At 45.0% G+C, this 14,529-nt stretch carries 9 protein-coding genes; 4 read left to right on the top strand and 5 right to left on the bottom strand.

Going from position 1 to position 14,529, the window contains the following annotated elements; all coding sequences use genetic code 11:
* The first annotated feature begins 96 nt into the window (after positions 1 to 96).
* Complete coding sequence (locus FEF09_RS01725) at positions 97 to 1,473, top strand: LutB/LldF family L-lactate oxidation iron-sulfur protein (RefSeq protein WP_146303286.1); 1,377 nt, start codon at positions 97 to 99, stop codon at positions 1,471 to 1,473.
* Positions 1,474 to 1,485: 12 nt separating this feature from the next.
* Positions 1,486 to 1,686, top strand: a complete 201-nt coding sequence (locus FEF09_RS01720) for a YqaE/Pmp3 family membrane protein (protein WP_146303284.1) — start codon at positions 1,486 to 1,488, stop codon at positions 1,684 to 1,686.
* Positions 1,687 to 1,694: 8 nt separating this feature from the next.
* On the opposite strand, the gene FEF09_RS01715 is transcribed toward FEF09_RS01720, so the two are convergent.
* The 4 genes from FEF09_RS01715 to FEF09_RS01700 form a co-directional block, all read right to left on the bottom strand.
* Positions 1,695 to 3,032, bottom strand: a complete 1,338-nt coding sequence (locus FEF09_RS01715) for a TonB family protein (protein WP_186774149.1) — start codon at positions 3,030 to 3,032, stop codon at positions 1,695 to 1,697.
* 13 nt (positions 3,033 to 3,045) lie between these two features.
* The gene (locus FEF09_RS01710) at positions 3,046 to 3,600 is read right to left on the bottom strand and encodes an RNA polymerase sigma factor (RefSeq protein ID WP_261387282.1); all 555 of its coding nucleotides are present in this window, start codon (positions 3,598 to 3,600) and stop codon (positions 3,046 to 3,048) included.
* Between the two features lie 117 nt (positions 3,601 to 3,717).
* Positions 3,718 to 5,229 (bottom strand): bifunctional phosphoribosylaminoimidazolecarboxamide formyltransferase/IMP cyclohydrolase, encoded by a 1,512-nt coding sequence (gene purH, locus FEF09_RS01705; protein ID WP_146303278.1) that lies wholly within the window; start codon positions 5,227 to 5,229, stop codon positions 3,718 to 3,720.
* A 12-nt stretch (positions 5,230 to 5,241) separates the two neighbouring features.
* On the bottom strand, positions 5,242 to 7,251 hold the full coding sequence (locus FEF09_RS01700) for a ComEC/Rec2 family competence protein (protein ID WP_186774148.1): 2,010 nt from the start codon (positions 7,249 to 7,251) through the stop codon (positions 5,242 to 5,244).
* Positions 7,252 to 8,120: 869 nt separating this feature from the next.
* Between FEF09_RS01700 and FEF09_RS31340 the strand changes: the two genes are divergently transcribed.
* Positions 8,121 to 9,680 carry a hypothetical protein gene (locus FEF09_RS31340; RefSeq protein WP_222596906.1) on the top strand — a complete coding sequence of 520 codons (1,560 nt, stop codon included), beginning with the start codon at positions 8,121 to 8,123 and terminating at the stop codon, positions 9,678 to 9,680.
* A complete protein-coding gene (locus FEF09_RS31335) occupies positions 9,635 to 11,335 on the top strand; it encodes a PDZ domain-containing protein (RefSeq protein ID WP_222596905.1) in 1,701 nt (566 codons plus the stop codon). The genes FEF09_RS31340 and FEF09_RS31335 overlap by 46 nt, the downstream gene beginning before the upstream one ends.
* A gap of 104 nt (positions 11,336 to 11,439) precedes the next feature.
* On the opposite strand, the gene carB is transcribed toward FEF09_RS31335, so the two are convergent.
* A complete protein-coding gene (gene carB, locus FEF09_RS01690; RefSeq protein ID WP_146303274.1) occupies positions 11,440 to 14,259 on the bottom strand; it encodes a carbamoyl-phosphate synthase large subunit in 2,820 nt (939 codons plus the stop codon).
* Positions 14,260 to 14,529: the final 270 nt, after the last annotated feature.

The raw sequence follows: 14,529 nt of genomic DNA, 5'->3' as shown, positions 1-14,529 counted from the left end.
CTCCATACTAACTAACAGTTGTTTTTTCATTCATTTCGTGCATACCGTAAACCGGTATGGGTTTTGTAATTCCGAAATCAGCAATCTCAACAACTTATGCATCAGAACGCCTCCACTTTTCTTGATAACAGTGAGAAGAAAGCGACAAACCTCATACATCGCCAGACGATCAACTTCAATATCGGTAAGTATAATACTGCCGTGAAAGCTGGTAAACAACAGTTTGCCGATCTTACCACCGCGCGCGAAAGAGCCAAGAATATCAAGTGGAGGGCACTGGAACATCTGGATAAACATCTCGAGGAATTTGAAAGCAACTTCACCCGCAGAGGTGGTAAAGTCATCTGGGCAGAAAATACGCAACAGGTACTGGATGAGATACTCGCGATCTGTGAAGCCAAAAACTGCAAAAGCATTGTAAAGAGTAAATCCATGGCGACGGAAGAAGTTCACCTGAACCACTTCCTGGCACAGCATAATATTGAATGTGTAGAAACTGATCTTGGTGAATACATCCAACAGCTGGATGGAGAACCGCCCTATCACATCGTGACGCCTGCTATGCATAAGAGTAAGGAAGATGTGGCAAAACTGTTCGCCGAGAAACTCGGTACACCTCCCGATCTGACACCGCAGGAAATGACCCTCGTAGCCCGCGAAAAACTCCGTCAGAAATACCTCGACGCAGAAATCGGCATTACCGGCGCCAACTTCATTATCGCAGATATAGGCGGCATTGCTGTCACCGAAAATGAAGGAAACGCGCGTCTCAGCACCGCATTTCCCAAAACACATATCGTATTGGTAGGTATCGAAAAGATGCTGCCCTCTATCAACGACCTGGCTATGTTCTGGCCTTTACTGGCTACTTACGGCACCGGTCAGCAGGTAACAGTGTACAATTCTATTTTCAGCGGTCCCCGTCAGGAACATGAAACAGATGGTCCGGAAGAGATGTATGTTATTCTCATGGATAATGGCCGTACCAACATTCTGGCAGATACAGAAGCCCGCGAAAGCCTTTACTGCATACGCTGCGGCTCCTGCCTGAACGCCTGTCCTGTCTATAAAAATATCGGTGGTCATAGCTATGGTACCACTTATAGTGGTCCCATCGGATCTGTTATCACCCCACACCTGCAGGGCATGGAGTCATTCATGCACCTTAGCTACGCCTCTTCCCTTTGCGGCAACTGCACAGAGGTATGCCCTGTAAGGATCAATGTACACGAATTACTGCTCCATAATCGTCATAAAGCGGTTGAAGAGAACTATACCTCCGGAGGAGAAAAGATGTCGTGGTTTGGCTGGAAACAGGCAAGTCTGAGCCGCAGAATGATGAACCTCGTAGGTGGTGGCGCCAAAAACTTCTTCATGAAAAAATTCTTCTCCCAGGCCTGGGGTGATGACAGGGCATTACCTGTATTTGCACCGAAATCCTTTAACCAGCTGTGGAAAGAGAGAAAAAAATAGTATCTTTTTGACATGACACTCATCGCCATTCTGTTGCCCTGGCTCTCCTTTATGTTAAGAGGAAAGATCTTAACGGGTATCTTATGCCTGTTACTGCAGATCACATTAATCGGCTGGATACCTGCCGCCATATGGGCCGTAATATCCCTTCAAAATGCACGTGAAGACCGTAGAACACGGAAAATAGTCAAAGCAATGAGGCAAAACAGGTAGTTCGTTTATTATCTGGGAGTTTTGGCCGGGAAATATACTTCCACGGTAACGCGTGCCGCTGTTCTATCGGATGCGGGGGTCCATCCGGGGCCTTCTTTTATCAATCTTAATGCTTCTGCATCACAATCCGGCTGCAAACGTCTGGTTATTTTGAAGTCTTCCAGCGAACCGTCAGGCATCACCCTGAACGACACTTTTACCCTTCCTTTCACATTATCAGCTACTGCGGAAGCAGGATAATGGGTATTTTTTGCAAGATATTCATTGTAACTGTCATATCCTTCAGCCGGCATTGGCGGCTGATAAACAGCTCCAAATTTCTTGCTGATTTTCTTATCATAGCCGGTTACGACAACCTCGTTCAGACCATTCTGATCTTCTCTCATCCGGATATCCAGATTATTTTCTCTTGGTGAGACACTCAGCCTTTCCTGCTTAAACCCTACATAGGATGCAACCAGATTAACATTTTTTGTAGTATCTGCCACATTGAGCGAGAACGAACCATCCGCACCTGTTACAACGCCCTGTGTAGTTCCTTCGAGTATTACCGCCACACCCGGCAACCCATTTTTCCCATCATTAACCTGTCCTTTGATAAGACGGTTAGCAACGATCGGTTTTACCGCAAAATAATTTCTGGATCTGGCCTCGGTTTCTTTTTCCCTGATAGGCATATCTTTAGGATTAGCGATCGCTATATCCACAATTCTGGTATCAATTGTATCTGTCCTATCCGCCTTCTCAGCCATTAAGGTTGGTGCCGCGGCAACAGTAGAAGGTGACGGGGCCATTGCCAGTGCAACCGTATCCTGTTCTCTTCTTAAAATACCCGCAATACCTCTTGATTCTGTGCTGACATTTCCGGGGAAAATATGACTGCCCGTGTCGGGACGAATACTGATGCCCCGCAGCTTCTCAGATTTGTTCCCCCACGCCATCGGCTCTTCCTGATTATAATACTGTAAGGTATCAGTGATAGAACTATCAGCTACATCTGCAGATTTATAGGCAATAGATTGATCTTCTCTGAAACCGGAACGCCATATCCAGAACAAACCACCCATCACCAGCAACAGCACTCCCGCAGCAGCCAGCCAACGTCTGTCCAGTCTGATGATCGGAAGCACTTTCCGCTCTTCTTTACCCTTCACCCGTAACTCAAGTCGCTTGTTCAGATCAGCCAGATGCATACGCTGATCAGACTTGCGTTCAGCAAACCCGTCCAGTGCGTCCGCCAGAAACGGATCGTCCATGGCCTGTTTCTCGAGGGCATGCATCGCTTTATTATCCAGCTCTCCTGCCAGATATTTGCGGATCAGCTCCGGATCAACGCTATGGTTCATATGACTGTGCTTATCAGACATCTTGTTGTTCCATACAGATTTTCAGGTTGCGTTTACCATTCTGGATATAACTTTTCACCTTTTTCATGTCATATCCGGTGATATCCGCTACTTCTTTATAGCTTTTTTCTTTGAGATAGAATAGATCTACACTACGCTTTTGCTCTTCCGGCAAGGCGTCAAGGCATTTTTCCATACCCTGCAGATGTACTTCTATACTTACACCGTTCTCATGATGTGCAAAAGAGTCGTTTTCCATAACGGGGAGTCCGTCCAGAGAAATTTCCTTTCCCTCCCTGTTTTTCATGGAACGCAATTTCATCAGACAATGGTTCTTCGTCAGCACATGCAACCAACTCTTAAAGTTCTGAACCTCATGCTGCTGCAACTTCACAATCAGCTCCTCAAAGATCTGCATAACGGCGTCCTTACTGGATTCCTCGTCAAAATAACGCAGACATACACCATATACCAGATTCATGTAGCGTTGATACAACGCAGCCAGATAGTCGAGCTGACCGGAGCGTTTGTACTCCAGGATCAACACGGCATCATCAGCATCTTTCATGATATTATGGTGTAAAAAGGCCATAGATTAGATGGACAATAGTAAAGAATTTTTAGCAAAAAAGCACCGGCATGGGCCAGTGCTTTTTAATATGCTTTTCGCAGATACAGATCAGACTTAGTGTCTGAAGTGGCGGGTACCGGTCATTACCATTACCATACCGTTCTGTTTGCAGAATTCTACTGAATCATTATCTCTTACGGAACCTCCGGGCTGGATCACAGAAGTGATACCTTCCTCATGTGCAATGCGTACACAGTCATCAAATGGGAAGAATGCGTCAGAAGCCATCGCAGCACCTTTCAGATCAAAGTTGAACTGAGCAGCCTTCGCAATAGCATGACGCAGTGAGTCGATACGGGAAGTCTGTCCACAACCTTTACCGATCAGCTGTTTGTCTTTCACCAGCGCGATCGCATTAGATTTCAGGTGCTTACATACCAGATTTGCAAATTCCAGGTCTGCTTTTTCAGCAGGGGTAGACGGTCTTGCGCCCGCTTCATTCCACTCCTGATAGTTGCCTTTATCATTCTCCTGCAGCAGAACGCCGTTCAGGACATTTTTATATACATAAGGTGCTTTCACCGGCTGCAGCTGTTGCAGCAGAATACGGTTCTTCTTAGCCTGCAGCACAGTCAGCGCATCAGCGTCAAAACCCGGTGCGATCAGGATTTCGAAGAAGATCTCACTGATAGATTCAGCTGTAGCTTTGTCGATTACCGCATTGGTTACCAGTACACCACCGAAAGCGCTTTCTTTGTCACCGGCCAATGCTGCATCCCATGCTGCTTTCAACGTAGGACGGCTGGCAATACCACATACGTTGGTATGTTTGATAACAGCGAAAGTAGTTTCTGTGAATTCCTGTATCAGCTGGCAGGCAGCATCAACATCTACCAGATTGTTGTAAGACAACTCTTTACCGTGCAGTTTATTGAATATTTCAGACAGGTTACCGTAGAATACACCTTTCTGATGAGGGTTTTCTCCGTAACGCATGATCTGACCCTGAGGTGCAGACACCTGAAAATATGCAGCCGGCTCATTGTTCAGGAAGTACTGGGAAATGGCCACATCGTAGTTAGCACATACTTCAAATGCTTTTGCTGCAAATGACCTGCGATCTTCGATGCTCGTACCGTTACCGTTATTCAGCACCTGCTCCAGATCAGCATACTGATCTTTAGAAGCAACAATCACTACATCTTTGTAGTTCTTACCCGCTGCTCTGATCAGGGATACGCCACCGATGTCTATTTTCTCAATGATGGTCTGTTCCTCTTTTGTGCTCTTTACTGTCTCCTCAAACGGATACAGGTCAACAATCACCAGGTCCAGTTCAGGAATAGCATACTGAGCAAGCTGCTCCAGATCCTGTGGGTTTTCCCGGCGCGCCAGGATACCACCAAATATTTTAGGGTGTAACGTTTTTACACGTCCGCCCAGAATGGAAGGATAAGCTGTCAGCTCTTCCACCGCCACACATTTCACGCCCAGGTCCTCGATGAATTTCTGAGTACCACCAGTTGAATAAATAGTTACTCCCTGTTCACCTAACTTTTTAACAATGTTCTCCAGGTTATCTTTATAGAAAACGGAGATCAATGCAGATTTAATTTGCTTTTGCATGTATGGAAATCATTAGAAATTTACAACATAGGCTCCCTGATCCGGAACCGAAAAGAAGCGCAAAGTTAGCACGTAACAATCACTTTTCCACTGCTGAATGTTCCGCAGGGTGTTAGAAGCGTCAAAAATGTAGCAGTCTGCGTCAAATATCTGCTCCAATTGTCTGATATCCACATGTGGATTATGTGAAAGTAAAAGATAATCTGTCCGTAACTTTTTCTCTGGATGCATCTCCGGTAGTACACTATCTACTACAACCAGCCGTTTATTACCGACAGCCAGTACCCGGAAACCGGGAAAAGTACAAGCTTCGACACAGGTATTGACCATTCCCCGATAAGTAGCGCCATAAACAACATGTGCCGGCTTCAGGTAACGATCATATAAAGCGTCTGCCATCACTTCTCCTGCCACACTATATATCCGGTGCCCGTTGACCATCTCCACTACAGTATGTCCGGGTATGTTATAAACAACCATTTTGTGCTGATGTTGTTCATTCAGACGCAGGAACATTTCTCCCGTAGTCCAGCAGGTCATAGCGATCAACGTCAACTGCAGTCCCTGCCTGCGGTGATGGATTATCCAAAGAAGCAGTCCGCCAATACAAGCATACAAACACAATACACTAAATAAATGTATATGCATATCTGCGATCAACGCACCCGGCCAATGACCAATCTGCGCGACCAGCGTATTCATACACTGCATAATTATCTTCAGCAAGGGTCCGATTACATCTGCAATAACAGGTATACGTCCTGTTATTAAAAGCACGATCTCTCCATACAATACTACAGTCGATAAAGGCACTGCGATCATGTTGGCCGGAAGAAAATATAAAGGAAACTGATGAAAATAATAAAGCGATACCGGCAATGTAAACAGCTGTGCGGCCAGCGTAAGCGCCGTCATGTCCCAGCACTTATTCATCCATTTATTATCAAACTGCCACTGATAATATAACCTGCGATAAGCAACAACAATACTCAATACCGCCAGATAAGACAACTGAAAACCTACATCCAGCAACAATCTGGGTTCATAACACAATAGCAGGAATGCAGATGCCGCCAGCGTGTTATATACATTTGTATGTCTTTCCAGCATAAACCTGCCCAAAGTCAGAAATGTGAACATCACCGTCGCACGTAATACAGATGCCGCTCCTCCCGTCAGTAATGTAAATGCCCAGAGTAATACAATAATCAATGTACCCTTTGTCACATCTGAGAAACGATGTGCAGGCCACCAGCTTAACAGCCATAACAAAGCACCATATATCATTGCCAGATGCATCCCTGAAATAGCGATGATATGTACGATACCGGTGTTTGTATAATCCTGTACCATATCAACATCCAGCTCATACCTGTATCCTATCAATAAAGCTGCTGCCAGTGCCGCCTCACGCCCACCTATGTATTGCTGTAATGTTTGCAGGCAATAAATACGGCTTTCGCGCAACCATCTTCGCACAAAACATTCATCCTGTTCATGTAACAACTGCCACGCACTACTCTGCAGATACGCCTGCCGGTAAATCTGTTGCCACGCACAGTAACGACGATAATCAAAAGCACCCGGATTACCACTCCGTGATACAGGCACCGTATTACTATTGATCAACAACTGATCTCCCTGTCTCAATTGCATGGCATTACTATCTATCTGCAGATAAATCAGCAAACGCCCTTTTGCCGGTACACGCGTGTTGCCACTTATAACATATCTTATTGCAGCAATCGTTTTTAAGGTCTTTTTCTTCGCCTGTACCGGCTCTTCCAGCCTTACCTGTAGCAGATCTCCCGGCCGGATGCTTCTTTCAAAGTAATACCCGTGATAACGCACATCTGACAACAATACCAACACACAGCCACCAGCGGCAACCAGCCATTGCAATGCAATACCACGACACCAGTCATACCTGTAACGCAGAGATGCCGGCCATCGGGATGAAATAAATAACAGTAAGCCCGCAGAAGCCATGACAGCTGATATTAACGGGAGTCTTAATGACATAAATATTTGCATAAATATGCCCACAGATAAGCAGCATATCAGGCGCAGAAATGGCGCACCTTTAAGAAAGCTAACAAACATGACAACATTATATGGTTAACCTATTCAAGTAATGAATGTAAGTCTTTCACACATGAAATTTGTTTTTAAGATATGGTAAATATCTACCAGCTTGATAAGTTTATGGCATGAAAAATATTTCTGCAATAAGATGCTTTTTACATATGCATAAATATTATAAAATATTAACTAATTGTTTTACAATGATATAATAATTATATATTTCCACATCTGTTATTGATTAGTTAACATCTTTTTAATATTTAATATTTATAGTAAACTGCATTACCGGTCACGCTATTTATACACATAAATAGTCGTGTCTTTAATGGTTATTTTGAGGGAAAAGAAAGAGCCTGATCTTCATCAGGCTCTGATCATTTTAAGACGTAACAATACTTCTTTAAGGCATTTATGATATCGTTACATCCCGCCATTACACTGCATTTCAGCCAATCGTCAATTAGTTATCCTAACAATATATTTAACCGGTTTTTCTTTCATTTTTACATGGGCAATAACGTAGGTTGAGCCGGTAAATGCTTGTCAGCACTACATTTAGCCTCTTTTCCATTGTTTACTTATTGATATACACCGTCATTACGACGTCATAATCCCTTACTACTACGCCATTACAACGTCTCCGGACGAAGCAGGAACGAAGCAATTATAAAATAGTGCAGGTGTTATGAGCTTGTACCTTGCATATCTAAACACCTTTCTATCCGGATTCAGTACTTTTCCGCATCCACTTACCTGAGAAAAAGTATAAATTAGTATATACACTTCAACAGTTTAACAAGACCCAAATGTTACACAAACCCGTCACCCTGCTTATGCTGACAGGCCTTGCCTGTGCCACAGCCACAGCGCAATCAACAGAAACCCTGTTACTGCGCTCCCCCTCTATCAGTCAGCATCAGATTGCATTTAACTATGCAGGTGATATCTGGACCACTGATGAAAATGGCCAACATCCACAACGCATCACAGTCAACCCGGATGTCGAACTGGAACCTATGTTATCTCCTGATGGCAAATGGATTGCTTTCAGCGGTAACTATGATGGAAACGTCGACCTCTATGTTGTGGCAGTCAACGGTGGTATTCCCCGCCGGATCACTCACCATCCCGATGCTGATATCGTACGTGGATGGCATGGCAATGACAAGATTGTTTTTGCATCTACCCGCAACTCATTCTCCATGCGCTTCCAGCAATTATTTGAAGTGAGCATCGATGGAGGTATGCCCACAAAATTGAAAATGCCGGAAGCACATCAGGGAAATATCTCTCCCGACGGATTATACACCGCCTACATCAAAAATCCCGATCCTACGGAAAGAGCAGGTACCTATCGCCCTTTCAAACATTATAGGGGTGGTAACATGCCTAAGATCTGGATCTTCAATAATCAGACAAATACAGTCATTGAAATTCCGGATGCAGGTGCTAATAATATCCGTCCGGTATGGCTGGGTAATGATGTATACTTCCTGAGCGACAGAAACGGTACGATGAATATCTTCCGTTATTCCATCTCCGGAAAGACCGTTACGCAGATCTCCAATCACAAAGATTACGATGTTAAAACACTGTTTTCAGATGGTAAAACACTGGTGTATGAACAGGCAGGCAGGATCAATAAATGGGATGCCGCTGCTAATAAAAGCACCGCATTAACTATCAGTCTGCAGGCCGATCTGCCTTATAAAAGACCTCATTATATCACCGCTACCGTCAATGCACTCAGAAGCGTTAATCTATCTCCTACAGGTGTTCGCGCTGTAGTACAATTCCGTGGTGATGTATTGACTATTCCGGCAGAAAAAGGCAACATACGTAATATCACCGCTACTCCCGGTACACACGAGCGAACACCTGTATGGTCGCCGGATGGCACATCCATCGCCTATTTCTCTGATGCCGGTGGTGAATATGCTTTACATATCCGTGATCAGAAAGCAGAAAAGCCAGCTCAGATTATTCCATTGGGAGAAGCCAGCTTTTATAATAGTCCGCAATGGTCACCGGACAACAAGAAAATCCTCTTTGCAGATAAAAAATTACGGCTGTATTATGTCGATATAGAGAGCAAAAAAGTGACGCAGATCGATGAAGACAGCTATGATCGTCCGGATCAGACATTTAGTGCCAACTGGAGTCCTGATTCCCGCTGGATCACATACAGTAAGCGGTTACCCAATAGCTTACAGGCTGTATTCCTGTACAATATTGCTGACAAAAAAGCAGTCAGGTTACTGATGGTCGTAGTGAAGCAGCAGAACCTGTATTCAGCAAAAATGGCAAATACATCTTCTTCATGGCAAGTACCAACTATGCACAGAATACGGGCTGGCTGGACATGACATCATACGAACGTACTGTACGCAGTAACATTTATGCTATTGTACTCTCTGCGAATGCTCCTTCCCTGCTGGCGCCTGAAAGTGATGATGAACAGGAAAAGAAAGAGAAGGATGAAAAATCAGCTACCAAAGATTCTTCTAAAACACAGACGTCTATTGACCTTGCCAATATTGACCAGCGTATTGTTGCCCTGCCTCTGCCTGCTGATGAATATTCACAATTAAACGGACTTGTCGCAAACAAACTCTTATATCGTTCTGGTAATACGCTGTACAGCTATGATATTAACAAACGTAAAAGTGATGTGCTGATGAGCGGCATTGATGGTTATACCGTCAGCCAGAATGGAGAAAAATTGCTGTATATCGCAGCTGGCTCCTGTGGTATTGTTGGTACCGGCGGTAAAGCAAATGCAGGTGAGGGAACTTTGCAGATAGGTAATGTCCGCACACTTGTAGACCCTTCTGCTGAATGGCCACAAATGTTTGATGAACTCTGGCGGATAGAAAGAGACTTCTTCTACGTTGATAATATGCATGGCGCGGACTGGAAAGCTGTAAAGAAAAAATATCAGCGTTTCCTCCCTTATGTTGGCCATCGTGAAGACCTCAATTATCTGTTCAATGAAATGATGAGTGAACTGGTGATCGGGCATGCATATGTGGGACAGGGTGATGCACCTAAGCCTATCAGTGAGTCAGTGGGTTTGCTGGGGGCAGACTACAGTATTGAGAACGGGCACTTCCGTTTTAAGAAGATCTATTCCGGATTGAACTGGAATCCACAGTTCAGAGCACCACTTACGCAACCTGGCATCAACGTAAAAGAAGGTGATTATCTGATTGCGGTGAACGGTGTACCAGTCAACAGCGATACAGAAATTTACAGCCTGTTTCAGAACAGCGCCGGCAAGCAGGTACGTATACAGGTTAACCAGCAACCAAATGCCAACGGAGCGAAAGAATACACGGTGATACCCCTTAATTCGGAAGCCGCTTTAAGGGAGATGGATTGGGTAGAAGGCAACCGTAAAAAAGTGGATCAGCTGAGTAATGGTAAACTGGCTTATGTATACATGCCTAATACCGGTGGAGATGGTTATACTTATTTCAACCGTTACTATTTCTCCCAACTGGATAAGAAAGGCGTCATTATCGATGAACGTTTCAATGGAGGTGGTTCTGCGGCTGATTATGTCATAGACCTGCTGAATCGTGATCTGTTGAACTACTGGGGTACGCGTGAAGGCTTACCAATGACTACACCGGGTAATGCCATCTTCGGGCCAAAAGCCATGATCACCAACAGCTATGCAGGTTCAGGCGGAGATCTGATGCCATTCATGTTCCATGAAAAGAAACTGGGACCACTGGTAGGTACCACAACAATGGGTATACTCGTTGGTATTTACAACTATCCGGCATTGATGGATGGTGGATCTGTTACGGCGCCACGTCTGGGTATCTTTAGTAAGGATGGCAAATGGATCATTGAAAATAAGGGTGTTTCTCCTGATGTAGTAGTAGAGATGACACCACAGGAGGTCATTGCCGGAAAGGATCCTCAACTGGAGAAAACAGTCGAGTTACTGATGAAGGATATTAAAGAAACGCCGGCTGTAAGAAAACCTGCCGGTCCTGTACGCGCAGAATAACACCGCTCTTTTCAGGCATAAAATGACAAAGGCGACATCATAACCGATGTCGCCTTTGTTTTATAGTCAGAATCCGGCTTTTTACGGCCATTTTCCGGTTGATCTTACTTGTTGCTCAGATACATGCTCTTCTCCTTATACAGGGTTCTGAAATAAGGATCTCTCAGATCTTTGATGAAACGGATAGCCTCACCGGTTGATTTCATTTCAGGGCCGAGTTCTTTGTTCACGCCCGGGAATTTGTTGAAGGAGAATACTGGTTCTTTGATAGCAAAACCATCCAGTTTCTTCTCGATCGTGAAATCAGTCAGTTTGTTAGCACCCAGCATCACTTTGGTAGCAATATTCAGGTAAGGTACCTGATATGCTTTCGCGATGAACGGTGTGGTACGGGAAGCACGTGGGTTTGCCTCGATCACAAATACCTGTCCGCCTTTGATAGCAAACTGGATGTTGATGAGACCACGGATATCCAGCGCGCGGGCGATCTTCTCAGCATAATATTCCATGGTAGTTACTTCCATCGGGCTCAGGTTGAACGCAGGCAGTACCGCGTTACTGTCACCACTGTGGATACCAGCAGGCTCGATGTGTTCCATCACGCCCATTACATGGAAATTCTCACCATCGAAGATACCGTCGATCTCAGCCTCCTGACAACGATCCAGGAAGTGGTCGATCAGGATTTTGTTACCCGGCAGGTGTTTCAGCAGGCTCAGTACGGAGCTTTCCAGTTCTTCTTCGTTGATCACGATACGCATACGCTGACCACCGAGTACGTAAGAAGGGCGCACCAGTACAGGATAACCTACTTCTTTGGCCACTTCGATCGCATCGTCTGTGTTGAACGCAGTACCATATTTAGGGAACGGAATGTTCAGTTCTTTCAGCAGGTCAGAGAAACGGCCACGGTCTTCAGCGATATCCATGTTATCGAAAGATGTACCGATGATTCTGATACCTTTTTCTTCCAGACGTTTAGCCAGCTTCAAAGCTGTTTGTCCGCCCAGCTGTACGATCACACCTTCTGGTTTTTCCAGTTCGATGATCTCCCACAGGTGCTCCCAGAACACTGGCTCGAAGTACAGCTTATTAGCCATATCGAAGTCAGTAGATACTGTTTCAGGGTTACAGTTCACCATAATCGCGTCGTAGCCGCATTCCTGAATCGCCTGTAAGCCGTGTGTACAACAGTAGTCAAATTCGATACCCTGACCGATACGGTTAGGACCGGAACCCAGTACGATCACTTTCTTCCTGTCAGAAGGTTTGCTTTCGTTTACGGTATCAAATGTGGAGTAGAAATAAGGAGTAACCGCTTCAAACTCAGCTGCGCAGGTATCTACCATTTTGTAGGTACGGGTGATACCCAGAGATTTACGTTTTTCGTATACTTCCTGCTCTTCGCAGTTACCGAACAGGTGAACCAGCTGCATATCAGAGAAGCCCATTTTTTTGGCGTCGCTCAGCATGTCTTTTGATACTGATTCCAGATCGTGTTCAGCCAGCTGCTTTTCCATGTTCACGATATCGTTGATCTGGTTCAGGAACCACTTGTCGATATAAGTCATCTGGTGGATGTGTTTTACAGAAACACCTTCCATCAGGGCGTCTTTAATACGGAAGATACGATCCCAGGTTGGCGTCTTCAGTCTTTCGAGGAGCTGATCGCTCTTCATAGCTGATTTACCGTAGTAACCGAGACCCAGTGCATCATTTTCCAGACTCTGACAAGCTTTCTGTAAAGCTTCAGTGAAAGTACGTCCGATAGACATTACTTCACCTACAGACTTCATCTGAAGACCGAGGGTCTGGTCAGCACCTTTAAATTTATCGAAGTTCCAGCGTGGCATTTTTACGATCACGTAGTCCAGTGCTGGTTCAAAAAACGCGGAAGTGGTTCTGGTGATCTGGTTTTCCAGTTCATCCAGTGTGTAACCAATCGCCAGTTTTGCAGCGATCTTAGCAATTGGGTAACCAGTTGCTTTGGATGCCAGTGCAGAGGAACGGCTCACACGAGGGTTGATCTCGATAGCGATCAGTTCTTCATTTTCAGGATTCAGCGAGAACTGTACGTTACAACCGCCGGCGAAGTTACCGAGGTCACGCATCATCATCATCGCTTTGTTACGCATGTCCTGGAAAGCGGTATCGCTCAGGGTCATGGCAGGTGCAACGGTGATGGAGTCTCCTGTGTGAACACCCATTGGATCGAGGTTTTCCACAGTACAGATGATCACTACGTTGTCATTTTTATCACGTAACAGCTCCAACTCAAACTCTTTCCAACCCAGTACTGCTTTTTCAACCAGTACTTCATGAATCGGAGAAGCCTGTAAACCACGTTGCAGTGCTTCATCCAGATCGTCTTTGGTGTGTACGAAACCACCACCAGTACCACCCAGGGTGAAGGAAGGACGGATAACCAGAGGGAATCCTATTTCCTGTGCAAATTCCTTTCCTTCGAGGAAAGAGTTTGCAGTTTTAGCCGGTGCTACCGGTACGCCCAGTCGGATCATCCACTGGCGGAACTGTTCACGGTCTTCAGCCTTATCGATGGCTTTGATATCTACACCTATCAGACGGACGTTATACTTCTGCCATATACCCAGCTCATCTACCTCTTTACAGAGGTTCAGGGCTGTCTGGCCACCCATGGTAGGCAGTACGGCATCGATCTGTTGCTCCTCCAGTATCTGTTCTATACTTTCTACTGTCAGCGGCAACAGGTACACCTTGTCGGCCATCATAGGGTCAGTCATGATAGTAGCCGGGTTGGAATTGATCAATACTACCCTGATACCTTCCTCACGCAGCGAACGTGCTGCCTGGGAGCCGGAATAGTCAAATTCACAAGCCTGACCAATAATAATAGGACCAGAACCAATAATAAGAACAGATTTGATAGAGGAATCTTTCGGCATTTGCGTATTCTAATTGAAATTTTTAAAACCTAGTCTGATTTTAGTACCATTCTCCGACAAAAAAATCGTGCAAAATTAAGGGTTTCAAAGTTTATTGTGGTAATTAAATTTGACGCTAAAAGAAATGTAAAGTTTTAAATCCTTTACAGATAAGGTGTTAGCCAAACGAATAATATTAATAAACATATTTATTGCGGCGTATGTAGCGCACTCAAATCATCCTCTGCGACCTTCCGGATGCAAAAGGGCCTTATCCCGGAAAATCATCTT

Source organism: Chitinophaga pinensis (genome assembly GCF_007896845.1).
GTDB classification, from domain to species: Bacteria; Bacteroidota; Bacteroidia; order Chitinophagales; family Chitinophagaceae; genus Chitinophaga; species Chitinophaga pinensis_C.
Note: the sequence above shows the minus strand (reverse complement) of the source record. Positions and strands in the feature narration are given on the sequence as shown.